23 protein-coding genes are annotated in these 25,463 nt (G+C 75.3%); 14 read left to right on the forward strand and 9 right to left on the reverse strand.

Annotation, left to right across the window (positions count from 1 at the left end):
• Positions 1-85: 85 nt before the first annotated feature.
• From LG379_RS07025 to LG379_RS07040, 4 genes are all read left to right on the forward strand, one after another.
• Positions 86-1,582 carry an RNB domain-containing ribonuclease gene (locus LG379_RS07025; protein ID WP_225753886.1) on the forward strand — a complete coding sequence of 499 codons (1,497 nt, stop codon included), beginning with the start codon at positions 86-88 and terminating at the stop codon, positions 1,580-1,582.
• An 84-nt stretch (positions 1,583-1,666) separates the two neighbouring features.
• Positions 1,667-3,349 carry a glucose-6-phosphate isomerase gene (gene pgi, locus LG379_RS07030; protein WP_225753887.1) on the forward strand — a complete coding sequence of 561 codons (1,683 nt, stop codon included), beginning with the start codon at positions 1,667-1,669 and terminating at the stop codon, positions 3,347-3,349.
• Positions 3,350-3,499: 150 nt separating this feature from the next.
• On the forward strand, positions 3,500-4,786 hold the full coding sequence (locus LG379_RS07035; protein WP_225753888.1) for an AI-2E family transporter: 1,287 nt from the start codon (positions 3,500-3,502) through the stop codon (positions 4,784-4,786).
• Between the two features lie 103 nt (positions 4,787-4,889).
• On the forward strand, positions 4,890-5,291 hold the full coding sequence (locus tag LG379_RS07040; RefSeq protein WP_225753889.1) for an RNA-binding S4 domain-containing protein: 402 nt from the start codon (positions 4,890-4,892) through the stop codon (positions 5,289-5,291).
• A gap of 77 nt (positions 5,292-5,368) precedes the next feature.
• On the opposite strand, the gene LG379_RS07045 is transcribed toward LG379_RS07040, so the two are convergent.
• From LG379_RS07045 to LG379_RS07055, 3 genes are all read right to left on the reverse strand, one after another.
• Positions 5,369-6,415 (reverse strand): ABC transporter ATP-binding protein, encoded by a 1,047-nt coding sequence (locus tag LG379_RS07045; protein WP_225753890.1) that lies wholly within the window; start codon positions 6,413-6,415, stop codon positions 5,369-5,371.
• Positions 6,412-7,986, reverse strand: coding sequence for an iron ABC transporter permease (locus LG379_RS07050; protein ID WP_225753891.1), 1,575 nt, complete (start codon positions 7,984-7,986; stop codon positions 6,412-6,414). Before LG379_RS07050 ends, LG379_RS07045 begins: the two co-directional genes overlap by 4 nt.
• Positions 7,987-8,093: 107 nt before the next feature.
• Positions 8,094-9,143: an extracellular solute-binding protein gene (locus tag LG379_RS07055; RefSeq protein WP_225753892.1), complete on the reverse strand. Its 1,050-nt coding sequence runs from the start codon at positions 9,141-9,143 to the stop codon at positions 8,094-8,096.
• 206 nt (positions 9,144-9,349) lie between these two features.
• On the opposite strand from LG379_RS07055, the gene LG379_RS07060 reads away from it, so the two are divergent.
• Positions 9,350-10,837: an L-serine ammonia-lyase gene (locus tag LG379_RS07060; protein WP_225753893.1), complete on the forward strand. Its 1,488-nt coding sequence runs from the start codon at positions 9,350-9,352 to the stop codon at positions 10,835-10,837.
• 6 nt (positions 10,838-10,843) lie between these two features.
• On the opposite strand, the gene LG379_RS07065 is transcribed toward LG379_RS07060, so the two are convergent.
• Both LG379_RS07065 and LG379_RS07070 read right to left on the reverse strand, forming a co-directional pair.
• A complete protein-coding gene (locus LG379_RS07065; RefSeq protein ID WP_225753894.1) occupies positions 10,844-11,314 on the reverse strand; it encodes a DUF4395 domain-containing protein in 471 nt (156 codons plus the stop codon).
• 79 nt (positions 11,315-11,393) lie between these two features.
• Positions 11,394-11,903: a thioredoxin family protein gene (locus LG379_RS07070; RefSeq protein WP_225753895.1), complete on the reverse strand. Its 510-nt coding sequence runs from the start codon at positions 11,901-11,903 to the stop codon at positions 11,394-11,396.
• 496 nt (positions 11,904-12,399) lie between these two features.
• Here LG379_RS07070 and malQ point away from each other — a divergent pair, with 496 nt between their 5' ends.
• The 8 genes from malQ to mtnN all read left to right on the forward strand — a co-directional run bounded on the left by malQ (position 12,400) and on the right by mtnN (position 20,069).
• The gene (malQ, locus tag LG379_RS07075; protein ID WP_225753896.1) at positions 12,400-14,226 is read left to right on the forward strand and encodes a 4-alpha-glucanotransferase; all 1,827 of its coding nucleotides are present in this window, start codon (positions 12,400-12,402) and stop codon (positions 14,224-14,226) included.
• A 143-nt stretch (positions 14,227-14,369) separates the two neighbouring features.
• A complete protein-coding gene (locus LG379_RS07080) occupies positions 14,370-15,035 on the forward strand; it encodes a hypothetical protein (RefSeq protein ID WP_225753897.1) in 666 nt (221 codons plus the stop codon).
• A gap of 229 nt (positions 15,036-15,264) precedes the next feature.
• Positions 15,265-16,314, forward strand: coding sequence for an agmatine/peptidylarginine deiminase (locus tag LG379_RS07085; protein WP_225753898.1), 1,050 nt, complete (start codon positions 15,265-15,267; stop codon positions 16,312-16,314).
• Complete coding sequence (locus tag LG379_RS07090) at positions 16,302-17,312, forward strand: nitrilase-related carbon-nitrogen hydrolase (RefSeq protein ID WP_225753899.1); 1,011 nt, start codon at positions 16,302-16,304, stop codon at positions 17,310-17,312. Before LG379_RS07085 ends, LG379_RS07090 begins: the two co-directional genes overlap by 13 nt.
• 94 nt (positions 17,313-17,406) lie before the next feature.
• Entirely contained in the window at positions 17,407-17,862 is a 456-nt protein-coding gene (locus tag LG379_RS07095; RefSeq protein WP_225753900.1) for a Rieske (2Fe-2S) protein, read from the forward strand.
• 89 nt (positions 17,863-17,951) lie between these two features.
• Positions 17,952-18,494 (forward strand): hypothetical protein, encoded by a 543-nt coding sequence (locus LG379_RS07100; protein ID WP_225753901.1) that lies wholly within the window; start codon positions 17,952-17,954, stop codon positions 18,492-18,494.
• 361 nt (positions 18,495-18,855) lie between these two features.
• Positions 18,856-19,317, forward strand: a complete 462-nt coding sequence (locus LG379_RS07105; RefSeq protein WP_225754883.1) for an S-ribosylhomocysteine lyase — start codon at positions 18,856-18,858, stop codon at positions 19,315-19,317.
• Positions 19,314-20,069: a 5'-methylthioadenosine/S-adenosylhomocysteine nucleosidase gene (gene mtnN, locus LG379_RS07110; RefSeq protein ID WP_225753902.1), complete on the forward strand. Its 756-nt coding sequence runs from the start codon at positions 19,314-19,316 to the stop codon at positions 20,067-20,069. Before LG379_RS07105 ends, mtnN begins: the two co-directional genes overlap by 4 nt.
• A 12-nt stretch (positions 20,070-20,081) precedes the next feature.
• On the opposite strand, the gene LG379_RS07115 is transcribed toward mtnN, so the two are convergent.
• From LG379_RS07115 to LG379_RS07125, 3 genes are read right to left on the reverse strand one after another with little or no spacing between them, the layout of a single operon-like run.
• The gene (locus LG379_RS07115; RefSeq protein WP_225753903.1) at positions 20,082-20,945 is read right to left on the reverse strand and encodes an ABC transporter permease; all 864 of its coding nucleotides are present in this window, start codon (positions 20,943-20,945) and stop codon (positions 20,082-20,084) included.
• Positions 20,932-21,909, reverse strand: coding sequence for an ABC transporter ATP-binding protein (locus LG379_RS07120; RefSeq protein ID WP_225753904.1), 978 nt, complete (start codon positions 21,907-21,909; stop codon positions 20,932-20,934). Before LG379_RS07120 ends, LG379_RS07115 begins: the two co-directional genes overlap by 14 nt.
• Complete coding sequence (locus LG379_RS07125; protein ID WP_225753905.1) at positions 21,906-23,189, reverse strand: hypothetical protein; 1,284 nt, start codon at positions 23,187-23,189, stop codon at positions 21,906-21,908. The genes LG379_RS07120 and LG379_RS07125 overlap by 4 nt, the downstream gene beginning before the upstream one ends.
• 105 nt (positions 23,190-23,294) lie before the next feature.
• Here LG379_RS07125 and LG379_RS07135 point away from each other — a divergent pair, with 105 nt between their 5' ends.
• Positions 23,295-25,031, forward strand: a complete 1,737-nt coding sequence (locus tag LG379_RS07135) for a DUF4921 family protein (RefSeq protein ID WP_370634463.1) — start codon at positions 23,295-23,297, stop codon at positions 25,029-25,031.
• A 16-nt stretch (positions 25,032-25,047) separates the two neighbouring features.
• On the opposite strand, the gene LG379_RS07140 is transcribed toward LG379_RS07135, so the two are convergent.
• Complete coding sequence (locus tag LG379_RS07140; RefSeq protein WP_225753906.1) at positions 25,048-25,380, reverse strand: hypothetical protein; 333 nt, start codon at positions 25,378-25,380, stop codon at positions 25,048-25,050.
• Between the last annotated feature and the right edge of the window lie 83 nt (positions 25,381-25,463).

The following is a 25,463-nucleotide window of genomic DNA, read 5'->3' on the forward strand; positions in this document are numbered from 1 at the left end:
CCCTTCCTCCCTAAGGTGGCCATCACGACGGCGCCGCCGCCGGACCGACGCCCGACCGCGCCGCCGCGACATCGAGGAGCTCGTCATGCCCACCCGGATCCGCCGTTCCCGGGACGACCGTCGCCTGGCAGACCTCGCCGCCGCGGGGGAGATCCGGGAGGACCGGCGCAGCGCCGTCGTCGACGGCCCGCAGCTCGAGGCGATCCTCGCTCGCATCCGGGAGGAGCTCGCGCTGCCGGAGCGCTTCCCGCCCGACGTGCTGGCCGCCGCCGAGCGGTCCGTCGCGGACCCGGCGCTGCCCACCACCGACTGGACGGACATCCCGTTCCTCACGATCGACCCGCCGGGCTCGACCGACCTCGACCAGGCGCTGCACCTCGCGCGCCGGGACGGCGGCTTCCGCGTCCACTACGCCATCGCCGACGTCCCCGCCTTCGTCCCGCACGGGTCCCCGGTCGACGCGGAGGCCCGCCGCCGCGGCCAGACGCTGTACAGCCCCGACGGTCGCGTGCCGCTGCACCCGCCCGCCATCAGCGAGGGGGCAGCGAGCCTCCTGCCCGACAACACCGCACCGGCCTTCGTCTGGGTGCTGGACCTCGATGCCGAGGGCCGCACGACGACGGCCCAGGTCGAGCGGGCGCTCGTCCGCAGCCGCACCCGCTACGACTACGAGCAGGTGCAGCGCGAGGTCGACGACGGGACGGCCCCGGACGTGCTGCGGCTCCTCAAGGAGGTGGGTGAGCTGCGCGCGGCGCTCGAGCGCGAGCGCGGCGGCGCGACCCTGCCGCTTCCCGACCAGGAGGTCGTCGAGCACCCCGACGGCTACGAGCTGCGGCTGCGTCCACCGGTCCCGAGCGAGGACTGGAACGCCCAGATCTCCCTCATGACCGGGATGGCCGCAGCGGCGATGATGCTCGACGGCGGTGTCGGGATCCTCCGGACGATGCCGGCGCCCGACGCGCGGACGGTCACCCGGTTCCGCCGCCAGGCCCTGGCGCTGGGTGTCGCCTGGCCCGAGGGAACCCCCTACGGGGAGGTGCTCCGCGGCCTCGACCCGGCCGACCCCCGACAGCTGGCGCTGCTGCACGAGTCCACGGTGCTGTTCCGCGGCGCGGCGTACACGCCGTTCGACGACGGCGTGCTGCCGGAGGTCCGGGAGCAGGCTGCCGTCGGCGCGCCGTACGCCCACGTCACCGCACCGCTGCGTCGTCTGGTCGACCGGTTCGGCCTCGTCACGTGCGAGGCGCTGTGCCGCGGGACGGAGGTGCCCGCCTGGGTGCGCGAGGCGCTGCCCACGCTGCCCGCGCTCATGGCCGCCTCCGACCGCCTCGCGGGTGCCCTCGAGCGGGCGGCGGTCGACGCCGCCGAGGCCGCGCTGCTGGCAGGTCGGGTCGGGGAGGAGCTCGAGGGGGTCGTCGTGGACGTCGACGACGACGGCGCGGGCGCGCTCCTGCAGGTCGTCGCTCCGCCCGTGCTGGCACGGGTCACCGGGGCGGGCCTCCAGCCAGGGGCGACGGTGCGCGCCCGCCTCGTCGAGGCCGACCCGGTGCAGCGCGTCGTGCGCTTCGAGCTGCTGCCCTGAGGCAGGGGCTCCTCGGCACCGGCCCCGTCCTCGCGCCCCGACGGGCCTACTCCTACCCGATCGCCCCTCAGTAGGGTCGGCACTGTGACGACACCTCCCATCGACCCGACCTCCACCCAGGCATGGACGGCGCTCGACGCCCACAAGTCCGGCCTCGACCCCGACCTGCGCGGGTGGTTCGCCGCCGACCCGGACCGCGCCGCCCGGCTCACCCGGACCGTCGCCGACCTGCACGTCGACCTCTCGAAGAACCTCGTCACGGACGAGACGCTGGGGCTGCTGGCGCAGCTCGCGGACGAGGTGGGCCTCCGTGACCGGATCGACGCGATGTTCCGTGGCGACCGCATCAACGTCACGGAGAACCGGGCCGTCCTGCACACCGCGCTGCGCCGGCCGGCCGGGACGGAGCCTCGTCTCGTCGTCGACGGCCAGGACGTCGACGCCGACGTGCAGGCCGAGCTGGCGAAGATGTCCTCGTTCGCGGAGCGCGTGCGCTCCGGGGAGTGGACGGGCGTGACGGGCGAGCGGATCAGGACCGTCGTCAACATCGGCATCGGCGGCTCCGACCTCGGGCCCGTCATGGTCTACGAGGCGCTGCAGCCGTACGTGAAGGACGGCCTCGAGCTGCGCTTCGTCTCCAACATCGACCCGACCGACGTCGCCGAGACGGTCGGCGGCCTCGACCCGACCACGACGCTCTTCATCGTCGCGTCCAAGACGTTCGGCACCCTCGAGACGCTCACTAACGCACGCCTGGCGCGGGACTGGCTGTGGGAGAACCTGCAGGCCTCGGGGGCCATCGACGGGTCCGAGGAGTCCCGGAAGGCGGCCGTCGCCCAGCACTTCGTCGCCGTGTCCACCGCGTTGGACAAGGTCGCGGCCTTCGGGATCGACCCGGCCAACGCCTTCGGGTTCTGGGACTGGGTCGGCGGGCGCTACTCCGTGGACTCGGTCATCGGCACCGCGCTCGCGGTGGCGATCGGGCCGGACGCGTTCCGCGACTTCCTCGCCGGCTTCCACGCCGTCGACGAGCACTTCCGGACCGCTCCCTTCGAGCAGAACGTCCCGGCGCTGATGGGCCTGCTCAACGTCTGGTACGTCAACTTCTTCGACGCCCACACGCACGCCGTCCTGCCGTACGCGCAACACCTGCACCGGTTCCCCGCCTACCTGCAGCAGCTCACCATGGAGTCCAACGGCAAGTCGGTGCGCTGGGACGGCACGCCCGTCACCACGCAGACCGGCGAGGTCTTCTGGGGGGAGCCGGGCACGAACGGCCAGCACGCGTTCTACCAGCTCATCCACCAGGGCACGCGGCTCGTCCCGGCGGACTTCATCGCCGTCGCGAACCCGGCCCACCCGTTGCGCGACGGGGACACCGACGTCCACGCCCTCTTCCTGGCGAACTACTTCGCGCAGACCAAGGCGCTCGCCTTCGGCAAGACCGCCGACGAGGTCCGTGCCGACGGCACCGCGGAGGAGATCGTCCCGGCGCGGGTGTTCACGGGCAACCGGCCGACGACGTCGATCCTCGCGCCGGCGCTCACGCCGTCGGTCGTGGGACAGCTCATCGCGCTGTACGAGCACATCACCTTCGTCCAGGGCGTCGTCTGGGGCATCGACTCCTTCGACCAGTGGGGCGTCGAGCTCGGCAAGGTGCTCGCGACCCAGGTCGCGCCCGCCGTGGCCGGCGACGCCGCGGCCCTCGACGAGCAGGACCCCTCCACGCGGGGCCTCATCGAGTACTACCTGCAGCACCGCCGCTGAGGCGGCCGGGCCGCGGGACGACGACGGCGGCGTCCCCCACCGTGGCCGACGACGACGGCGGCGTCCCCCACCGTGGGCGATGCCGTCGTCGTCCTCGGCGGCGCGCGGGCTCGGGGAGCCGGATCGTCGGGCGCTGCCTAGGGTCGTCACATGATCTCCTGGCTCAAGCGCTCGACGTCGTCCGGAGGGCGCCGGCCCGCAGCCCCCGCGACGGGGGCGTCCCCCCGCCCGGCGGGTACCACCGTGACCCACGACCCGTCCGCGACGTCGGCGTCCGCGTCCGCGCGGGTGACCGGGCCGGAGCGCCGGCGTCGGTCGCCGTGGGAGGACCTGCTCGGCCGGACCGCCCTGCGTTCCGGTCAGCTGCTCCTGGTGCTCCTCCTCGTGTCCGTGACGGTGTGGGGGCTCCGTCAGGTCTCGCTCCTGGTCATCCCCCTGCTCATCGCGACGATCATCGCGGCGGCGGTGGCGCCCGTCGTGCGGTGGCTGCGTGGGCGCGGCGTGCACAACACCGTCGCGACAGCGATCGCGATGGTCGTCGGCGTGGGGGCACTGGCGCTCGTGCTGTGGTTCGTCGGCCGCGCCGTCCGCAACGAGTGGGGCGAGCTCCGCACCCGCGCGATGGAGGGCTTCGATGAGCTCCAGCGGTGGTTGACGGAGGGTCCGCTGCAGCTGGACGACCAGCAGATCACCGCCGCGCGGGAGCAGCTCGGCGAGCTCGCCGCGAGCGACGCCGTCCAGAGCGGGGCGGTGGCCGGCGCGACGGCCGCCGCGGAGGTCGTCACCGGGACGGTGCTGGCCCTCGTGGTGCTGTTCTTCCTGCTGCGCGACCACCGGCGCATCTGGCAGTTCTTCCTTCGACCCTTGGAGCCGGACGTCCGCCGGCGGGCCGACCGGATCGGTGTGAGCGCCGTCGACGTGCTGGGTGGTTACGTCCGAGGCATCACGATCATCGCCTTCGTCGACGCCTTCTTCATCGGCCTCGCGCTCTTCCTCCTCGGGATCCCGCTGGCCCTGCCGCTCGCCGTGCTCGTCTTCCTCGGTGCCTTCATCCCGATCCTCGGAGCGACGCTGGCCGGGACGTTCGCGGCACTCGTCGCCCTCGTCTCCGACGGCCCCGTGACCGCGCTCATCGTCCTGGGCGTCGTCGTCGCCGTGAACCAGATCGAGGGGAACTTCCTCGAGCCCGTCGTGCTGGGACGGGCACTGCACCTGCACCCGCTCGCGGTGCTGCTGGCTCTGACCGCGGGGACGATCCTCTCCGGCATCGTCGGGGCGCTGCTGGCCGTGCCGCTGGCCGCAGTGGCCTGGACGGTGGTCAGTGCGTGGAACGCGACGGACGGCGGCGAGGACGACCACCCGGGGCTCGGCGGACGCGACGACCCGCGCAGCCGCATGGTGACCACCGCCGAGGGCGGGCTGCGGTCCGGTCGCTGACCCGCCCAGGACACGGTCGAGGGCACCGGCCGACAGCGGCGGGGACTCCCCGGTCCGCCTACCCTGGGTGGGCAGGTCAGCGTGCGTGACGTCGGGAGGGTCGATGGCGGAGTCGCAGGTCCCCGCGGCTGCCGTCACCCCCCAGCCGCGTGTCCGCGTCGACGCGTGGGCGTGGGCGGTGCGTCTGTTCCCGACCCGGTCCGCCGCCGGTGCCGCCTGCCGCGCCGGTCACGTGCGCGTCAACGGTGACCGGGCCAAGCCCGCGACCCCCGTGGGGCCCGGTGACGAGGTCCGCATCCGCGTGGCCGGTCGGGAACGGCTCGTCGAGGTGCGCCGCACCCTCGTGAAGCGGGTCGGCGCCGCGGTCGCCGTCGAGTGCTACGTCGACAACACCCCACCGGAGCCGCCGCGCGAGGAGATCGCGCTGCTGCCGCGACGCGAGCGGGGCGCGGGCCGGCCCACCAAGCGCGACCGCCGCGAGATCGAGCGACTCCGCGGCTACTGACGGTCCGCTCCGCGCCGGCGCGCGCTCAGGCCACGAGCCGGAGCAGCTCCCCGAGCAGCGGCCGGAGAGGTCCTCGGTCAGGCGGCGCCCGGGAACCAGGTGACAGGCCCCGCGATGCGGACGCCGACGGTGTCCCCCTCGGGCATCTCGCCCTGCGTGCGGCACAGGACCGGCAGGAGCACGTCGCCGGGGCATCGGACCTCGAGCGCGACGCTCGCGTCGTGCCCGTAGAAGTACCGGTCGACGACGCGCGCCGTGAGGCCCTCGCCCTCGGGGACCAGGTGCACCTGCTCGGGTCGCAGCACGGCGCGGCCCACGCCGTCGGCCGCGGCCTGGGCGAGCGGCAGGTGGCCCAGCGGGGTCCAGACGACCCCGTCGCGCACGGTCGCAGGGATGACGACGGCCTCGCCGACGAACCGCGCGACCTCCACGTCCCGCGGGAAGCGGTACACCTCCTTGGGCGTGCCCGCCTGCACGACGACGCCGTCGCGCATCACCGCGACGACGTCCGCGGTGGACAGCGCCTCCTCCTGGTCGTGCGTGACCAGGACCGCCGTGGCCCCGGCCGCGTGCAGGGCGGCGCGCACGTCCGCCCGGACGCTCGCCCGCAGGGCCGCGTCGAGCGCGGAGAACGGCTCGTCGAGCAGGACGACGTCGGGCCGGGGTGCGAGCGCCCGCGCGACGGCGACGCGTTGCTGCTGCCCGCCGGACAGCTGAGCGGGCATGCGCCGCTCGTAGCCCCGCAGACCCACGAGCTCGAGCAGCTCGGTGACGCGGGCGCTGCTGGTGCGTCGCGCACCCCGTCCACCGCGCAGGCCGAACGCGACGTTCTGGGCCACCGTGAGGTGCGGGAAGAGGGCGCCCTCCTGGGGCACGACGGCGACGCGACGCTTCTCGGGCGCCAGGTGCGTCCCCGCCCCGGTGACCGTCCGGCCGGCGAGGACGACGGAGCCGTCGTCGGCCCGCTCGAAGCCCGCGATGACGCGCAGCAGCGTCGTCTTGCCGCACCCTGACGGGCCGAGGACGGCGGCGAGGCGCCCGGAGGGGACCTCGAGGTCGACGCCGCGCAGCACCGGCTGCTCGCCGAACGCCTTCGTGACCCCACGGACCTGCAGGGGGCTCATCGCAGCCTCACTCCCTCCGGACGGTCAGGACCCGGAGGTCCTGCTGGTCGACCGACGGCCGGTCGAGCCGGTCCGAGGACCGCCTCGGTCGCGGCGTCCCCCGTCCGCGACGTCCCGTCCGCGGTCGTCGTGCGGTTCACCGTCCGTGTCTGGACCCGCGTGAGCAGGACCGTCGGGACGATCGCGAGCAGGACGAGCGCCGCCGCGTACGGGGCAGCCGCAGCGTAGGCACCGGATCCGGTCTCGGTCCACAGCCGGGTGGCCAGGGTGTCCATGCCGGTCGGTCGCAGCAGCAGTGTCGCGGGCAGCTCCTTCATCGCTGTCAGGAGAACGAGCGCGGCACCCGTCGCGATTCCCGGACCGGCGAGCGGGACCGTGACGCGTCTCAGGGTGGCCCACGGCCCGAACCCCAGGGAGCGCGACACCTCCTCCAGCCGGCGGGGGCTCTGCGCGACGCTCGCGCGGACCGCACCGACCGCGGCGGGGAGGAACAGCACGGCGTACCCCAGGACCAGCAGGGGCACCTCCTGGTACAGCGGCTGGAGGTACCGGACCCCCAGGAAGACCAGCGCGAGGGCGACGACGACGCCCGGCAGGGCGTGGCCCGCGTAGGTGGCGTGCTCCAGGACGCGGACCGACCGTCCGGCGAACCGTGCCGCCAGGATGCCCACCGGGACCGCGAGCAGCGTGGTGACGAGGGCGCCGAGGACCGCCACGCCGACGGTCGCCCCGGCCGCGTCCGTGAGCCGGCCGACGTCGAGCCGGGCCGAGGACCCGACGACCAGCCAGTACGCCAGGCTCCCCGCCGGGAACGCGAGAGCGACGCCGGCGACCGCGGCGCAGGCGAGGACGCCGACAGGCGCCCACCGGCCGAGTGCCACGGGCGCCGCCGCCCGCGCGACGCCCGACCCGACGCGGGCCTGGCCGGCACGGCCGCGGCTGCGCGTCTCGGCGACCGTGATGGCGATCGTCAGCACGACCAGGATGATCGAGAGGACCGCCGCCGGCGTGCGGTCGAAGCTGGAGCGGTACGACGCGTGGATGACGCGCGTGAAGACGTCGTAGCGCAGCAGCGACGGCGCGCCGAAGTCCGACAGGACGTACAGCGCCACCAGCAGCCCGCCGGCCGCCGCGGCCGGCCGGATCTGCGGCACGGTGACCCGGAGGAACGTCGCGAGGCTGCTGCGGCCCAGGGAGCGGGAGACCTCCTCCAGGCTCGGGTCCGCTCGGCGCAGCGCGGCCACGACGGGGAGGAAGACGTACGGGTACGTGCACGCCGATAGCACCAGGAGCGTTCCCCAGAAGCCGGCGAGCTCCGGGAACGTCGAGATCCACGCGTACGCGGCGACGTAGCTCGGCACCGCCAGCGGCAGCGCGGCGACGACGCCCCACGTCCGCCGGCCAGGCAGGTCCGTGCGCGCGGTGAGCCAGGCCAGGCCGACGCCGACGACCAGGCACACACCCGTCACCGCGGCGGTGAGCCCCAGGCTGCGCAGCACCAGCCGGACCGTCCGCTCACGGACGACGATCTCCCAGGCGGCGCCGAGACCGCTCTCCCCGGCCCGGACCACGAGGTAGGCCAGCGGGAGCAGCGCGACGAGCGCCGCGGCCGTCGCGGGGACGACGAGGACGGCCGGCGGGCGTTCCCGGACCGGCCGCCCTCGCGGCGTCGTCAGGCTCAGGTGAGTCCCACCTCGTCGAGCAGCGCGAGGGTCTCGTCGAGGGACTCGAGGTCGTTGAGGTCGATCTGCTGGCCCTGCAGCTCCGACAGCGGCGGGAGGTCGAAGGTGGTCGACTCGACGCCCTCGACGACGGGGTACTCCGCGGTCTCGTCCGCGAAGTACTGCTGCGTCTCGTCGGACAGGAGGAAGGCGATCGCCTCGGCGGCGGCCTCCGGCTGGTCGGTGCCCTCGACGATGCCGGCGCCCGCGACGTTGATGAGCGCCCCCGGGTCGTCGCTGTCGAGGAAGTGGATCCGCGCGTTCACGCCCTCCTCGCCGACCTCCGCGGTGCGCTGGTACCAGTAGTAGTGGTTGATCAGGCCCAGGGCGACCTGCCCGGCGTCCACGGCGTCGAGGACCGCGTTGTTGTTCTCGTACGCCTGCGGGTCGTTCGCCGCGAACGCCTCGAGCCACTCCCGGGCGCCGTCGTCGCCGCGCGCCACGCGCAGCGCGGTGACGAACGCGTGGAAGCTCGCGTTGCTGGGCGCGTAGCCGATCTTCCCCGCCCACTCGGGCTCGAGGAGCTGGTCGATGCCCGTGATCGACTCGATCTCGGGCACCTGCTCCGGGTCGTACGCGAGGACGCGGGCACGGCCCGACGTCGCCACCCAGCGGCCCTCGGCGTCCCGGTACGCCTCGTCGACGAGGTCGAGGACCTCCTGGTCGAGCTCGGCGAGCATGCCCGCATTGGCCAGCGCACCCAGGGCGCCGGCGTCCTGGCCGAAGAAGACGTCGGCGTCGGTCGCCTCGCCCTCCTCGAGCAGCTGGGCCGCGAGCTCGCTCGTCCCGGCGTAGCGGACCTCGACGGGCACGCCCACGGCCTCCTCGAGACGGTCCAGGACCGGCTCGACGAGGTTCTCGTTGCGCCCGGAGTAGATGACGAGCGCGCCGTCGGCGTCCTGCGCGTCCCCGGTGGCCTCGGGCGCACCGGCGTCGGAGCCGCAGGCCGCGAGCGTCGCGGTGACGGCGAGGAGGGCGGTCGGGAGGGCGAGTCGCGAACGGCGCACGCGTGCTCCTGGGTGGTCTGGACCGGACGGTCGTCGGCTGGGGGAGGTGCACCTCGTCGTGCCGGTCGCCCGGTGCGGACGGCCGGATCGAGACTAGGTGAGGCATGCCTTACCTCCAAATCGCCGCGGGGTGCCGCTCAGCGGCGGGCGGCCGTGGTCGGTCACGGCTAGCGTGGGCGGACCACCACCACGCGCGAAGGGGCACGATGAGGGGCGCCGACCAGGCCCGGCGGACGACGACCGCCTACGTCTCGCTGTTCGACCTGTTCTCCATCGGGGTGGGTCCGTCGTCCTCCCACACGGTGGGACCCATGCGCGCGGCCCGCGCCTTCGCCCGACGCCTGCGCGACGACGGGCTGCTCGACCAGGTCGACCGTGTCACGTGCGTCCTCTACGGGTCGCTCGGGGCCACCGGCCTCGGCCACGGCACGCCCGACGCCGTCGTGGCCGGGCTGGCCGACCTCGACCCCGCCACCTGCGACCCGGACGCCGTGCGCGGTGCGTGGTCGCGCCGGCCCGCCGAGGCTGACGGCGCGCCGGGGGCGCCGCAGGTCGACGTGGCACCGGCAGCTCCGGCCGGACCGCGGGCACCCCGCCACGCCGCCGACGACGGGCTGCTGCTCGCGGGGGAGCGCCCCATCGTCTTCCCGCGGGACGCCGTCGCGCTCGCGCCCCGGACCCGGCTGCCGGGACACCCCAACGCCCTGACCCTGCTGGCGTGGCAGGACGGCGAGCCGCTGCCCCTGCGGGAGGAGACGTGGTACTCGGTCGGCGGGGGGTTCGTCGTCCGCGACGGCGCAAGGACCGACGGCGACGACGCGGCGCCGCCCGTCCCGTACCCCTTCGACACGGCCGCCGACCTGCTCGCGACGTGCGACGCGACGGGGCTCGACATCGCCGGCGTGGCGCGCGCCAACGAGGAGGCGCTGCACGGGCGCGAGGCGGTCGAGGCGCGCCTGGACGCCGTGTGGGACGCCATGACGACGTGCGTGTCCCGCGGCCTCCGGGCGACGGGCACGCTCCCCGGCGGGCTCCGCGTGCCCCGGCGTGCCGCGGCCGTGCGGGCCCACCTGGAGGAGCGCGACGCCCGGGGCGAGGGCGGGACGTCGACGGAGTGGCTGCACGCGTGGGCGCTGGCGGTCAACGAGGAGAACGCCTCCGGCGGCCGCGTGGTGACCGCGCCGACGAACGGCGCGGCGGGGATCGTGCCGTCCGTCGCGCACCACTACCTGCGTTTCGTGCCGGGCGCGTCGCGCGAGGGCGTCCACCGGTTCCTGCTCACCGCGGCGGCGCTCGGCTCGCTGTTCAAGCGCAACGCCTCCATCTCCGGCGCCGAGGGGGGCTGCCAGGCCGAGGTGGGCTCGGCGTGCGCCATGGCAGCGGGTGCGCTGTGCGCCGTCCGCGGCGGTACGCCCCGCCAGGTGGAGAACGCCGCGGAGATCGCCATCGAGCACCACCTTGGGCTGACCTGCGACCCGGTGGGCGGTCTGGTGCAGATCCCGTGCATCGAGCGGAACGCGATCGCGGCGTCGACCGCGGTGAGCGCGGCGCTGCTGGCCCTGCACGGTGACGGCACGCACCTCGTCTCGCTCGACACCGTCGTGGAGACGATGCGGCAGACCGGACAGGACATGTCGAGCAAGTACAAGGAGACGAGCGAGGGCGGGCTCGCCGTCAACGTCGTCGAGTGCTGAGGACCTTCAGGCCGCCGTCGGCCGCAGCCTGCGCAGGAGCAGGTACATCTCGCAGCCCAGGCACAGGCCGAAAGCCGCGTTGAGGAAGGCGGCGACGAGCGCGACCGCCGCGGCCACCGTCACGGCGCCGGGCACGCCCACCAGCGCCAGCACGAGGCCGAGCCCCGTGACGACGAGGCCCACGAGCTGCGCGAACCGCGGTGGCGCGGGGTCCTCGAGCTGCTGCGGCGGCGCGAGACGCGGGCGGACGAAGCGGCGGTAGGCGACGCCCTGGACGGACCCCTGCACGCCCCGCACCACGCCGACGACGAAGAGCGCGACGACCACCGCGAGCAGGACCGTGCCCGCCGCCATCCCGCCGAGCAGCACGGTGAGGGCCAGCAGCACGGTGGTCACGGCCGCGCCGAAGCGCGGCCCACGGGGGTCGATCCCGGCGCCGTGCGGCGGGGCCGGCGAGGGAGTGCGGGGTGACGTCACGGGAGCTCCTGGGTTGGTGCTGGGAGAGGGATGCGGTCGTGCAGGCGCGCGGTCTGCAGGCGCGCCTGCGCCGTGGTGCTCAGCGGGCGACGGCGACCAGGTCGTCGTGGTCGAGGGCGGCGCGGGCCTGGTCCGGCCGCATCGGACCGGAGGTCCGCGACAGCACGATGCCGTCCGCGTCGAGCAGCAGGACGGTCGGGGTGCGCAGGACGCCGAGGCGCCGCACGAGCGCGTCGTGCTCCTCGACGCGGATCTCGACGTGCGCGACGCCGTCCCTGTCGCCGGCGACGGCGCCGAGCGCGCGCGCCACCTGGGGGCACGTCGCGCACGTGGCGGCGGAGAGCTGGAGGAAGGTGCGGTGGCTGCCGAGGGCGTGCCCGAGCTCGTCGGCCCCCACCCTGACGCCCGGCTCGGCGGCGCGGAAGCGCCCGTCACTGCGGCGCAGGAGCAGGCCGGTGACGGTCGCGGCGGCGAGCACGGCGAGGAGCACGAGCCCCTGGCTCCCGAGGGACCCCGCGGCGCCGCCGTCCGCTGCGGCGGTCAGCACGGTGCCGAGGGCGTGCTCGGGCTGGACGAGGAAGGCGGTCACGTCCGGTCCGAACCGTCGGAGGCCGTGGATTAGTCCCGGCCGACGTCCCCGTGAGACGCGGACAGGGACACTCCGGGACCTCTGCCGGGACGCGTCGGGCGGTCCCCGAGGAGCCCGAGGAGCCCGGCACAAGTCGTGGGATGGTTGCGCTCACGCCATGTAAGCGCTTGCATGCGATCATCGGGACGTCCGGTCGACCACTGACCGCGTCCCCGGCGGCTCGTCCCCCGGTCCCGCTCGACGGAGAGGTGCGGGGACCACAGGGCCGTTCGGGGGTCGAGGGTCGAGGGACCTAGGATCGGGCGCCCCGCCGCAGTAAGTTTCTGAAAGTCTTGCAAGGAACGACCCGAGCACCACCTCGACCGAACGAGCAGCAGCACCCGACAGATCGACCCGACAGCCCTAGGGGCAGCAGGGCACGACCGGTGGAACATCACCCGTCCCACCGACGTTGTGCCGTCACTGGCCCTCGGGCCCCGAGCGAACGAGTGCAGGTATGGACACCACCGTGACACTCCCCGAGATCGTCCCCGCGTCGTACGTCGACGCACACGAGACCGTGCAGGAGCTGGACCCGCGGACCCGGTCCGCCGTGATGTCGGTGATCGCCGACCACGGCGACCCCGTCCCCCCGGTCGTGTGCGCCCCGGGGCGCGCCTCCGACGAGCTCGACGGGGAGCTCTGGACCCTCGACGGCCACCGCATCGGCGACGCGGGCGGCGTCGGTCCCGAGGCCGGCTACTACCGCCTCGCGCAGCCGGACGGCCGCCGACGGCTCGTCGTCAGCGCACCGGAGCGCTTCGCGCAGCCCGAGCGCGGCTGGGGCTGGGCCGTCCAGCTCTACGCCGCCCGGTCCCGGGACTCCTGGGGCATCGGCGACTTCGGCGACCTCGCGCTCGTCGCCCGGTCCGCCGCGCGGGCGGGCGCCGGCTCGGTTCTCATCTCGCCGGTCCACGCGGCCGCCCCCGTGCCCGCGCAGCAGGCCTCGCCCTACTCGCCGGCCTCGCGGCAGTGGCTGCAGCTGCTCCACATCGCGATCGACGACGTCCCCGGCGCCAGCGAGGTGGACCTGTCCGACCTCGCGGTGCGCGGCAAGGCCCTCAACACCGAGCGGCGCATCTACCGCGACTCCGTCTGGGAGCTGAAGCTCGCCGCGCTCGAGCGCGTCTGGGCCGCCACGAAGGGGCACCTGCCCGTCGAGCACGACGTCTTCGTCGCCGAGGGTGGGGAGGACCTGCGTCGCTTCGCGCTGTGGTCGGCGCTCGCGGAGCGCTTCGGCACCGCGCACTGGAGGGCCTGGCCCGAGCGCTTCCGGACGCCGGCCGGCGCCGAGGCCTTCGCGGTGGAGAACGCCGACCGGGTCGCGTTCTTCGCCTGGGCGCAGTGGGTCGCCGACGTGCAGCTCGCCGCCGCCTGCCAGGCGGGGGCGACCATCGTCGCGGACGTCGCCGTCGGCTTCGACTCCTCCTCGGCCGACGCCTGGATGCACCAGGAGATGGTGTCGTTCGACTACGAGGTGGGCTGCCCGCCGGACCGGCACAACCTCGACGGCCAGAAGTGGGGCCTGCCGTCCATCAACCCCGCCGCCCTCATCGCGTCGGACTTCGCCCCCTTCGTCGGCATGATGCGTGCTGCCCTCCGGCACGCCCGCGCGCTCCGGATCGACCACGTCATGCAGCTGTGGCGGCTGTACTGGGTGCCTCTGGGCGGCCACCCCGCCGGCGGCGTCTACGTCCACTACCCGACGGAGGCGCTCCTCGCGATCCTGCGGCTCGAGGCGAGCCGGGTCGGCGCGTGGGTCGTCGGTGAGGACATGGGGACCGTCGCGGCCGGCGTGCGGGAGACGATGGAGGAGTCCGGGATGCTCGGCTACCGCGCCGCCCTGCGGCTGCCGGTCGACCAGTTCCCCGAGGCCGTCATGGGCGCGTCGTCGACGCACGACCAGGCCACGGTCGCGGGCACCCTGACGGGGTCGGACAACGAGGACCTCCGACGGATCGGCAAGGCCGCGAACTTCGAGCAGCTCGAGGGTGTCCGCCGGGAGCTGGCCGCCACGGCTCGGGTCGACCTGGACCAGCCGATCGGCCGGCCCGAGATCGAGAAGGCCGTGGTCGCGCAGTACACGCGGCTCTCCGAGTGCCGGGCGCGCGTGGTCCTCGCCTCGCTCGACGACGCCGGAGGGGTGGCGGAGCGGCCCAACATGCCCGGCACGGTCACGCAGTGGCCGAACTGGTGCCTGAGCCTCCCGCTCCCCGTCGAGGACCTGCTCGCGGAGCCGCTCGCCGTGCGGGTCGCCGAGGTGCTGGACGCCCGCCGGCGCTGAGTACCCGGCAGGGGACGACGGCACGACGCCGCTTTCACCCCCGCGGGCGCTACCCGGCGCCCGTCCGGGACGGGACGATGGTCAGGACCCCCACGTCGGGCGTCCTGGCCATCGCCGCTTCGCGGCACGTCCGAGGAGCACCCATGGCTGCCTCCGTCATCGCCGCGGTCGTGGCGAAGCTCGCCGCGCTGAGCTTCCCGGCCAAGGCCACGCTCGCTGTGGGCGTCGCCGTCGGGGCCGTGGGCGCCGTGCCGGTCGCGGACGTCGTCGTGCCGGACCAGGTCGTCTCCGACGACGGGTCGAGCGCCGGCGGTGACCCGGTCGACGGTGACCCGGCCGGCGGCGGTGACCCGGTCGACGGTGACCCGGCCGGCGGCGGTGACCCGGTCGACGGTGACCCGGTCGACGCGGACGCGGCTGACGACGCGGGCGCGGGTGGTGACGGGGACGCCCTCACCGACGGCGAGGACGTCGCACCCGCAAAGGACCGGCCCGCGGCGTCGGACTTCGGGCAGTCCGTCGCGGCCGACGCCCGTGACGGCGGGGTGGACGGGCAGGAGATCCGGCGGCGCGCGCACGAGCGCAACGCCCAGCGGGCAGCCGAGCGGGCGGCCGAGCGCGCCGCCGAGCGTGCTGCCGAGGGCACCGGGGCGCCCGAGGACCCGGCCGCGCCCGGGACGGACGCGGGACCGGAGCGGACCGGGCCGTCCGCCCCGGGCGACAAGAAGCCTCACCCGCGGGGCAAGGTCGCGGGGAGCCCCGCCGGCAACGGCCACGGCAACGCCTACGGCCGGGCCGGCCGCCCCTGAGACGTCGAGCGACGGCGTGCGCCTGCCCACGCGGGCGACGCCCTGCTCGCGCGTGCTGCCGGCGAGCCCGACCGTCCGCGGGGCAACCTGAGAGCACGCAGGCCTGCGCGGAGCCGGACCCTTCCGCCGTGTCCGCACGACGGCCTAGCGTGAGGCTCCGGTCGGCGACGCCGTCGGCCGTCGCGCGACGGAGGTGGCGGTGAGGTCTGCGGGTGGCCCGGTATTCCTCATGCCCGCCGAGTGGGAGCCGCACGAGCGGACGTGGATGGCGTGGCCGTCGGGCGGGTACACGCTCGGTGACAGCGCCGCCGAGGCGGACGCCGCGCGCCGCGCCTGGGCGGCTGTCGCGAACGCCGTCGTCGAGCACGAGCCGGTGACGATGGTGGTGACCGCGTCCGAGGAGCGCACGGCACGGCCCATGCTCGCCACCGCGGTGGACGTCGTCGTCCTCCCGCTCGACGACGCCTGGATGCGCGACATCGGCCCCACGTTCGTCCGGGCACCCGACGGAGCGGTGGCGGCGGTCACCTGGGTCTTCAACGGGTGGGGGCAGCAGGAGTGGGCGTCGTGGGAGCACGACTCCCGGGTCGCCGCCGAGGTCGCCGGCCTGGCCGGCGTCGAGCGGATCACCTCGACGCTGGTCAACGAGGGCGGCGGCCTCCACGTCGACGGACGCGGGACGGTGCTCCTCACGGAGACCGTCCAGCGCGACCCCGCCCGGAACCCCGGCTGGTCCCGGGCGGACGTGGAGGCCGAGCTCGCCAGGACCATCGGGGCTCGCCGCGTCGTGTGGCTCCCCCGGGGGCTCACCCGTGACAGCGAGCGCTACGGCACCCGCGGTCACGTCGACATCGTCGCGGCACCCACCCCCGGCGGCCCGGTGCTCCTGCACGACCAGCGCGACCCGACCCACCCGGACCATGCGGTCACCCGCGAGGTGCGCGCGGCGCTGGAGGCGGCCGACGACGCCCTCGGCCGGCCGCTGCCGGTCGTCGACCTCCCGGCGCCGCGCACGCTCCGCGACGGCAGCGGGTGGGTCGACTGGAGCTACGTCAACCACTACGTGCTCAACGGCGCCGTCGTGGCCTGCTCCTTCGACGACCCCGCCGACGACGAGGCCGCCGCGATCCTCGCGGAGAGCTACCCCGGGCGCGACGTCGTCCGGGTGGACGCGCGGCCCCTGTTCGACCGGGGCGGCGGCATCCACTGCATCACCCAGCAGCAACCCGCGTCGCTCCGCACCGGGGCGGCGCACGAGGAGGCCACGTGGAGCTCGTGACGGCGTTCGACCCACCGCAGTCCCCGGCCAGGACCGGCCCCGCGCGAGGTCCGGTGCTGCGGGTCGGCGTGGTGCAGCACCGCTGGCACGCCGACCCCGAGCGGCTGGCGGACGAGCTCGCGCAGGGCGTCGCGCTGGCGGCGCGCGAGGGTGCCGTCGTCGTCTTCCTGGCCGAGCTGACCCTCTCCCGATACCCGGCCGACCGGCGCGGGGGTCCCGACGCGTGCGCCGCCGCCGAGGACCTGGACGGCGGACCGACGGTCACGCTCGCGACCCGCCTCGCGCGCGAGCACGGCGTGCTGGTCCAGGCGTCCCTCTACGAGCGGGCCGACGCGCCGGACGGGCCCGACGGGCTCGGCTACAACACCGCCGTGCTCGTCGGTCCCGAGGGCGTCGTGGGGCGGACCCGCAAGCTCCACATCCCGGTGACGGCCGGCTACCACGAGGACACGTACTTCCGGCCGGGCCCGGCCGCCCCGGACCCGTTCCCCGTCCACGGGCACCCCCTGCTGGCCGGCGCGCGGCTGGGGATGCCGACGTGCTGGGACGAGTGGTTCGGCGAGGTGGCGCGCGCGTACGCGCTGGCAGACGCCGACCTGCTGGTCTACCCCACGGCGATCGGGTCGGAGCCGGACCACCCGGGCTTCGACACGGAGCCGCTCTGGCGCCAGGTGGTCGTGGGCCACGGCATCGAGAACGGCCTGTTCATGGTCGTCCCGAACCGCTGGGGTGCGGAGGGCCTCATCACCTTCTACGGGTCCTCGTTCGTGTCCGACCCGTACGGGCGCGTGCTGGCCCGCGCGCCGAGGGACGCGTCCGCGGTCCTCGTGGTCGACCTGGACCTCCAGCAGCGGCAGGACTGGCTGACGCTGTTCCCGTTCCTGCGCACGCGGCGGCCGGACGCCTACGGCCTCCTCACGCATCCGGTGGTCCCCGAGCGTGCCGGTGACGTCGCCGATCCGGCCGACGACGTGGAGCCGTCACTGACGCCTCCGTGACCCATCCGTGCGCCCCGCAGCCGCGAACCCCCTGTGCCCACGCACGGGCCGGTCGGCACCGACGTCGGCCGCCCGCCCACCCGAAGGAGTCCCCATGAGCCCCACCCGACGCCACGTCCTCACCGGAGCCGCCGGAGCGGCCGCCGGGGCCTGCCTCCTCGCGGCTTGCGGCGCGTCCGGCGGTGACCGGCCCGCTGAGGGCGGGGCGCCGGAGCCGGACGAGGGTGCGACCACCGGAGGCGACGACGGTGCGGGCTCCGGTGCTCTCACGGCTCTCGCGGACGTGCCGGTGGGTGGCGCCGTCCTCGTGACGAGCTCCTCGGGGCTCAAGGTCCTCGTGGCCCAGCCGGTCGAGGGCGAGGTCGTCGGCTACAGCTCGGTCTGCACCCACCAGGGGTGCACCGTCGCGCCCGCCGGCAGCGAGCTAGCGTGCCCGTGCCACGGATCGGTGTTCGACGTCGCCACCGGGGAGCCCCTCGAGGGGCCGGCGACCGAGCCGCTGGTGCCGTTCGAGGTGCGTGTCGAGGGCGGTGACGTGCTGGAGGCCTGACCGTTTGGAGTTGCGGCTCCTGCCCGGTGGCCGTCCAATCGAGTCGACGGTGGCGATCACGCCCCCGCCGCCGACGAGAGGTGAGGACGATGGAGACCGGGACGATCGTGTGGATCGTGGTGGCCGTGCTGGTGCTCGCCCTGATCATCGGGCTGGCCCTGTGGTGGTCGCGCCGTAGCTCCGAGCGCCGCGTGGAGAAGCAGCGGCACGAGGCCGCCGAGCTGCGTCGTCGCGCCGAGGCCGACCAGGTGGAGCTGCAGCAGCGGCAGGCGGAGGCGGAGCGCCTTGACGCGCACGCGCGCATGGCGCAGGCCGAGGCGGACAGCCGCTCCGCCGACGCCGCACGCCTGCAGGCCCAGGCGCGGGAGCGTCAGGAGGAGCTCGCGACGCCGAGGCACGACGTGGAGGAACGGCTGCGCCGCGCCGACGAGATCGACCCCGACCGGCCGGGCGACGGCAGGCACGACGGTCGCACGGACCGCGGGACGGACCACGACACGGACCGCGGCACGGACCACGACGCTCGCCGGGACGACGGCACCCCGGGCTCCTCCGACGGGTACGACGACGGCCGTGAGCGGCACGTCGCCCACGAGACGCACGACGACGGGGGCCGCAGCCCGTCCCGCTGAGCGGGGGCGGCGCGTGCCGGGAGCCGACGACGACCACGGACGGGACCCCGCCGGCCGCGACGGAGGTCCCAGGAGTCGTATGACGAAAGTCCTCCGACGGGGCGTCGCCGACTGCCGAGAGTAGGGACATGACCACGCTCACCCCCCGCCCCGACACCATCCCCGTCGACGACGAGGACGACGACCTGCCGCAGTTCTGGGACTGATCCCCCGAGCAGGCACGGCACAGAGGGCGGCACCGCGCGGTGCCGCCCTCTGCCGTTGCCGGGCCGGCCGTACGGAACACTGGGGGAGGGCGTTCCGTCGTGGGGACGGACGTGGACCGTACCGATGAGGGAGCACACCGGTGGACCAGCCGAAGATGAACGTCGAGTCCTTCAACCTCGACCACCGCACCGTCGCGGCGCCGTACGTGCGCCTGGCCGACCGCAAGGTCCTGCCCGCCGGGGACGTGCTCAGCAAGTACGACGTCCGCTTCGCCCAGCCGAACGTGGCGCACCTCGAGATGCCGGTGGTCCACTCCCTGGAGCACCTCTTCGCCGAGCACTCCCGCAACCACTCGGACCGGGTCATCGACTTCTCCCCGATGGGCTGCCAGACCGGCTTCTACCTCATCCTCTCCGGCGAGTGGGCGGACGGGGACGTCCAGGACCTCATCGCCGCGACGCTCGAGGACGTCACCCGGGCCCAGGAGGTGCCGGCCGCCAACGAGACGCAGTGCGGCTGGGGTGCCAACCACACGCTCACCGGCGCGCAGGACGCGGCACGGCGCTTCCTCGCCGCGCGCGCGGAGTGGAGCACGGTGACGCGGGCGACGGCGTGACCGTGCCGCCGCCCTCGCGGGGCGGGCCCGAGGTGGCCGCCGCCGTCGTCGTCGCGATGGACGACGAGGCCGCCCCGTTCCTCGACCGCGCGACGCGCGTCGGTGACCCGGTGCAGGTGGGCGGCGCCGTCGAGCGCATGCTGGAGGTCGACGGCAGGGCGGTGCTCCTCGTGCGGAGCGGCATCGGTCTCGTCAACGCGGCCACCGCGGTCGCCGTCGTGGTGGCGACCGCTCGCACGCGCGTCGTCATCAGCGCCGGCAGCGCGGGCGGCCTCGGCAGCGACGTGCGCGTCGGCGACGTCGTCGTCGGGGAGCGGTACGTCTACTCCAGCGCCGACGCCCGGGCGTTCGGGTACGTCCTCGGACAGGTCCCGGGCATGCCGGCGGCCTACACCGCCGACGGCGGCCTCGTGGACGCCGTGGCCGAGGGCGCCACCGTGGAGGCGCCTGACCTCACGCTGCGGGCGGGCACCATGGTCTCCAGCGACACCTTCGTCGAGGCGTCCCGGGTCGAGCACCTGCGGTCGGCCTTCCCCGACGCGCTCTCGACGGACATGGAGTCCACGGCCCTGGCCCACGCCTGCTTCGTGCACCGCACCGCGTTCGTCTCCGTGCGGGGCGTCTCCGACCTGTGCGGACCCGCCGCCGACGGCGACTTCCTCACCCACGTCGACGACGCCGCCGACCGCTCCGCCCGGGTCGTCCTGGCTGCGCTCGCGCGCCTCGCGACACCGCTCACCGCACCGCGGTGAGCAGCGCCGCTCTCAGGAGCTGATGTCCTTCGTGGTGAACCGCGCCCACGCGGCCGCCGTGAAGACGGCGGTGTAGGCGAGGGCGGACACCACGCCGGGGAGCAGGGCCTCCGTCGCGACGGGGTCACGCAGCAGGTCCGCGAACGCGAACCACCAGTGCGTCGGCAGGTACTCGTGGATCGGCTCGAGCTGGGACAGCGCGTCGAGGATCTGGCTGGTCAGCGCCACCACGAGCACGGCGATGGTCGCCGCGAGCGGCTGCTCGGTGAGCGTGGAGATGAACAGGCCGATCGCACCCAGCGCCACCAGGCACAGCGTCAGGTACCCGCAGACCAGGAGCACGCGCCCGAGCCCTTCGGCGAACGTGAGGGTCGTGCCCGAGATGGTCGGCAGCGGGCCCGTCCCGAAGAGGGCGACCCCGACCGTGCCGCCGACGCCGGCGACGAGCAGCGTCGCGGAGGCGGCGAAGACGACCATCGCGGCGAGCTTCACGAGCAGCAGCCGGGTCCGCTCGACCGGGACGACGAGCAGGTAGCGCAGGGTGCCCTGGTTGGCCTCGCCCGCGACGGCGTCCCCGGCGATCGTCGCGACCGCCGTCGGCAGGAAGAACGGCATCTGGACGAAGAGCGCGGCGAGCGCGACGAAGAGGCCGTTGACCGTGATCTGGCCGAAGAGGAACGAGTCGCCGTCGCCGGAGCCCGACACCCGGATCGACACCGCGATGATCACGGGGACGGCGGCGAGCACGACGGCGCCCGCGATGTTGCGGCGCCGCCGGTAGATGAGCCGCAGCTCGGACACGAAGAGCCGCCACGTCGCGCCCCGAGGGCCGGCGTCGTCGGCGACGACGGGCCGCACCGCCTCAGCCGCTGACATCGAAGCCCTCCCCGGTGAGCTCGACGAACATCTCCTCCAGGTCGGCGGTGCGGACCTCCAGGCCACGCACCGGCACGCCCGCCCGGACGAGCGCGACGACGACGTCCTCCGGGGCGGTGGCGCCCAGCGTGGCGGTGACGGCGTCGGCGTCGAGGGCCACGGCCGCGAGGCCCAGGCGGTCGAGCACCCTCGCGGCGCCCGCCGGGTCGCTCGAGCGGACGGCGACGACGGCGGCGCTCCGCGCGCGCAGGTCGGGCAGGGCGTCCTGCGCGACGAGCCGGCCCCGGTGCATGACGCCCACGTGCGTGCACACCTGCTCCACCTCGGACAGCAGGTGGGTGGAGAGCACGACGGTCGAGCCGGACGCCGCGAGCTCGAGCAGGAGGGACCGCACCTCGCGGGTACCCTGCGGGTCCAGCCCGTTGGTGGGCTCGTCGAGGACGAGCAGGTCGCGCGGGCGCAGCAGGGCCGCCGCGAGGCCCAGTCGCTGCCGCATGCCGAGCGAGTAGTGCCGGTAGCGCTTGCCCGCCGCGGCCGCCAGCCCGACCCGCTCCAGCGCGGCGCCGATCCGCCGGTCGAGGGTGCGCGGGTCGGTGGTGCGGTCGGCGGCGTCGAGACGCCGCAGGTTCTCGACAGCGGACAGGTAGGGGTGGAACGCCGGCCCCTCGACGAGGGCGCCGACGCGCGGGAGGACCGCCGCGGCGTCGTCGGGCATGGCGTGACCGAGCAGGAAGCGCTCGCCCGCCGTCGGCTGCAGGAGGCCGAGCAGCATGCGGATCGTCGTCGTCTTGCCCGAGCCGTTGGGGCCGAGGAAGCCGTAGACGGCCCCGTGCGGCACGGCGAGGTCGACCCCGTCGACGGCGACCTGGCCCGACCGGAAGCGCTTCGTCAGTCCGCGGGTCGCCAGGGCGAGGTCCGTCGGCGGAGCCGGTGCGAGGGGGACGTCGAGGGCGGGGGCGCTCACCCGGTCGGCCCGGGCGGGGCGGCGGCCGCGGCCGCCTCGAGCGTGGCGCGGTCCACCGCGCCGACGAGCACCCGGCCGTCGTCGGTGACGAGGACGCTGAGCAGGCGCGACGTGAGCAGCCGGCCCGAGCCCCACTCACCGGACACGGCCGGCAGGGACTTCAGGAGCGCGGCTGCCTGGGCGGCGGTCGACCCGGTCTCGTCCTCCCCGCCGTGCCCCGGACCGAAGGGCGCACCGCCGTCGTCGCCGGGCGCCTCGCCCGCGCCGCCGCCGGCGAGCCGGTCCAGCGCTCCCGGGGGCAGCGCCGCCACGAGCACCGACGACCAGCCGTCGCCCACGAGCTGCGGCTCCGCGTCCGTCGTGGCGTCCGGCACGCCTCCAGGGCCCGGAGCGGCGCCGTCCGCCGCAGCGTCGCCGGGCGCCGGGGCGGGGCCGTCGCCGTGGCGGGCCGTGAGGTCGACCTCCTCGACCGTCGCACCCGGCGGCGGCGTGAACGTGACGGTGTCCTCGGCCGGCGGCACGAGGCTGAGGCTCGTGAACCCGACCTCGAGGGCCGGCGCGGCGTGGCCGACCGCGAAGACCTGGACGCGCGTGGGCACCCGGTCCGCGGCGTCGACGGCGATCCGGACGGACGCCACGAGCGACCCCTCGCCGCGCGGGGTGAGGACGAGCTGGTGGGCGGGTCGGCCCGCGACCGTCACCGGCTCACCGACGGTGACGTCGGTCGACGGCTCGAGCGCCTGCAGGACGAGGTCGCTCACCTCGCGCGGCGTCAGCGGCGGCACCGCGGCGTCGACACGGGCGCGCAGGTCCGCCGCGGGCGTGCCCGGGCCGTCGTCGGGCAGGAGGTAGCGGGTGGCGAGGCGGTCGTCGCTCGACCACGTCCACAGGTCCTCGCCGTCGGCGACCACGGTCAGCTCGCCCATCCGGCCGTGCAGCGAGACGCGCGAGCGATCGGGCCCGAGCGCCCAGACCCGCAGGGTGTGCTCACCCTCGAGGAGCGACATGGCGTCCGTGGAGGACCCGGGGCCGGCGTCCGCCGAGATCCCCGGCAACGACGGCAGGCCGAGGTCCGCGCGGTGAACCAGCGTGCCGGACAGCCCCTCGACCTCGGCGGACTGCAGGTCGTCCAGGAGCTCCGTCGCCGTGCGGTCGGGCAGGTCCGGCGCGGCGGAGGCGACGACGGGGGCCACCAGCCCCGCACCGACGACGGCGACCGCGAGTCCGGCGGGCAAGGCCCAGCGGACGCCTGGGCGGGGACGGCGGGGTCGCGACGACATGCCCCCATCCTCGCCCCGGTCCGGGAGCGCGTCGAGGTCCGCAGGTCCGACGCCGCGCGCGCCCTCAGTCCTCCCTCAGGGGGATGCGGGCACCAGGATGGGCCCATGGTGCGACGCAGCGCGGGACTCCTCCCGTACCGCCGGCGGGACGGCGTCGTCGAGGTCTTCCTCGGCCACATGGGCGGGCCCCTCTGGGCGCGCAAGGAGGAGGGCGCGTGGACGGTCCTCAAGGGCGAGCACGACGACGACGAGGACGCGGACACGGCGGCCGACCGCGAGTTCGCCGAGGAGACGGGCCTCGAGCCCCCGCCGGGGCGGCGACTGCCCCTCGGGACCGTGCGGCAGAAGGGTGGCAAGGAGGTCACGGCCTGGGCCGTGGAGGCCGACCTGGACGCGGGCGCCGCCGTCAGCGGCACCTTCGAGATGCCCTGGCCGCCGCGGTCCGGGCGGGTGCAGACGTTCCCGGAGATCGACAGGTTCCGGTGGTGGCCGCTGGCGCAGGCCCGCGAGGTCGTCGTCGGGGCGCAGACGGAGCTCCTCGACCGCCTCGAGGCAGCGCTCGGTGCCGCGGGGGAGGACGACCCGCCGGTGGTGGTGCGGCTCCCGGACGGGACCCTCAAGCACCGCTCCCCGCTGACCGGCACCGAGGTGTGGACGGTGCCGCGTCGGGCCCACCGGCCGCACCACGACCGGCCCGGTGAGGGTCCGCGGCGGCCGCTCGACGCCGCCGCGGCGGGGCGGGTCTGCGCGTTCTGCCCCGGACGGCACCTGGAGACGCCGCCGGAGAAGGCGCGGATGCTGTCGACCGGGGAGGTCCAGCGGCACGTCCCTGCGTCCGCGCTCGGAGCGACGGAGCCCGAGCTGCGCCGGTTCGCCAACCTCTTCGAGATCCTGTCGGTGGACTACTGGCGGACGGACCACGGCTGGGCGGTGCCCGACGAGGTGCAGGCGCGGGCGGCGGCCTACGTCGCCCAGCCGCTCGGTCGCGAGCACGTGCTCGGGGTGCTGCGCCGGCGTGCCGCGGCGGAGGGCGTCGACGACGCCGCCTGGGCCGCGCTCCCGGACGACGCCCGGCTGGAGCGTGCGGTCGACCTGTTCGCCGGGGCGCACGACGTCGTCGCCGCCCGCAGGCACCACGTGGACGGGGCGCGGTTCGAGGACGAGCTGGCCGGTCCGGGCACGATGACGCCGGACGAGCACCACCGGTTCGTCGCCTTCACGCTCGACGCGGTGCGCTCGCTGTACGCCGAGCAGCCGCACGCCCGGTACGTCGTCGCGTTCCAGAACTGGCTGCGCCCGGCCGGGGCGTCGTTCGACCACCTGCACAAGCAGGTCATCGCCATCGACGAGCCCGGGCCGCGCACGGCTGCGGTCCTGCGCCGGCTGCGCGAGGACCCCGACGTGGTGCGTCGCCGGGTGCTGGCCCACGCCGAGGAGCGCGGGCTCGTCGTCGCGCGGACGGACCACGCCGTCGCGCTGGCCGGCGTCGGGCACACCTACCCCGCGTTCGAGGTGTGGTCGCTGGACGACCGGCTGCCGTGGGAGCACGACGACGAGCAGGTCCGGGGGATGTCGGACCTGCTGCACGCGCTGCACGCCGCGACGGGTGTCGCGATGCCGTCGAACGAGGAGTGGCACCACCGCCCGCCCGACGCCGCCGAGCGGCTGCCGTGGAACGTCGTCCTGAAGTGGCGCGACGCGACGGCCGCGGGGTTCGAGGGCGCGACGGGGATCCACGTGACGACGGTGGACCCCTGGGTGCTGCGCGCGGACACGGTCGCGCGGCTGCATGAGCTGCGCGGCACGGGGGTCGTCGCCGAGGTGCGTCTCGGCGACGAGTGACCGTCGTCGGGTCGGCTCAGCGGACGAGGCGCCCCTCGTCGATCGACAGGTGGACCGTCTCGTCGTCGTCCACCGACGCGACGTCGTCGCCGCTCACCCAGGTGTCACCCCCGAGCAGCCCCTTGTGGATGCGCAGGTAGCCCGTGCGGGCCAGCCAGTGCGCCGCGGAGGCGGGAGGGCCGTCGTCGCCGAGGAGGGTCTCCTGCCCTTCGGCGGTCACGGCGTCCGGGTCCCCCAGGTGCACGTCCTTGACCTTGCCCAGCTTGTGGCCGTCGACGTCCACGACGGCCATGCCCTCCCTCACCAGGGTGATCGCGCGGGTCCCGTGTCCGAAGGCGTCGGCGCTCATGGCTCCTCCTCGAGCTCGTGGTCCTCCCAGTGAACGACGCCCCGCCGTCGTCGGCACGTCGAGCCGCGGCGGGTGGGCACCGC

It is taken from the genome of Actinotalea sp. Marseille-Q4924 (assembly GCF_916618755.1).
Classification (GTDB): Bacteria; Actinomycetota; Actinomycetes; order Actinomycetales; family Cellulomonadaceae; genus Actinotalea.

Coding starts and splice junctions, on each gene's coding strand:
- LG379_RS07025 (WP_225753886.1), top strand. CDS start 86: ATGCCCACCCGGATCCGCCGTTCCCGGGACGACCGTCGCCTGGCAGAC.
- LG379_RS07035 (WP_225753888.1), top strand. CDS start 3,500: ATGATCTCCTGGCTCAAGCGCTCGACGTCGTCCGGAGGGCGCCGGCCC.
- LG379_RS07040 (WP_225753889.1), top strand. CDS start 4,890: ATGGCGGAGTCGCAGGTCCCCGCGGCTGCCGTCACCCCCCAGCCGCGT.
- LG379_RS07045 (WP_225753890.1), bottom strand. CDS start 6,415: ATGAGCCCCCTGCAGGTCCGTGGGGTCACGAAGGCGTTCGGCGAGCAG.
- LG379_RS07060 (WP_225753893.1), top strand. CDS start 9,350: ATGAGGGGCGCCGACCAGGCCCGGCGGACGACGACCGCCTACGTCTCG.
- malQ (WP_225753896.1), top strand. CDS start 12,400: ATGGACACCACCGTGACACTCCCCGAGATCGTCCCCGCGTCGTACGTC.
- LG379_RS07080 (WP_225753897.1), top strand. CDS start 14,370: ATGGCTGCCTCCGTCATCGCCGCGGTCGTGGCGAAGCTCGCCGCGCTG.
- LG379_RS07085 (WP_225753898.1), top strand. CDS start 15,265: ATGCCCGCCGAGTGGGAGCCGCACGAGCGGACGTGGATGGCGTGGCCG.
- LG379_RS07095 (WP_225753900.1), top strand. CDS start 17,407: ATGAGCCCCACCCGACGCCACGTCCTCACCGGAGCCGCCGGAGCGGCC.
- LG379_RS07100 (WP_225753901.1), top strand. CDS start 17,952: ATGGAGACCGGGACGATCGTGTGGATCGTGGTGGCCGTGCTGGTGCTC.
- LG379_RS07105 (WP_225754883.1), top strand. CDS start 18,856: ATGAACGTCGAGTCCTTCAACCTCGACCACCGCACCGTCGCGGCGCCG.
- LG379_RS07115 (WP_225753903.1), bottom strand. CDS start 20,945: ATGTCAGCGGCTGAGGCGGTGCGGCCCGTCGTCGCCGACGACGCCGGC.
- LG379_RS07125 (WP_225753905.1), bottom strand. CDS start 23,189: ATGTCGTCGCGACCCCGCCGTCCCCGCCCAGGCGTCCGCTGGGCCTTG.
- LG379_RS07135 (WP_370634463.1), top strand. CDS start 23,295: ATGGTGCGACGCAGCGCGGGACTCCTCCCGTACCGCCGGCGGGACGGC.
- LG379_RS07140 (WP_225753906.1), bottom strand. CDS start 25,380: ATGAGCGCCGACGCCTTCGGACACGGGACCCGCGCGATCACCCTGGTG.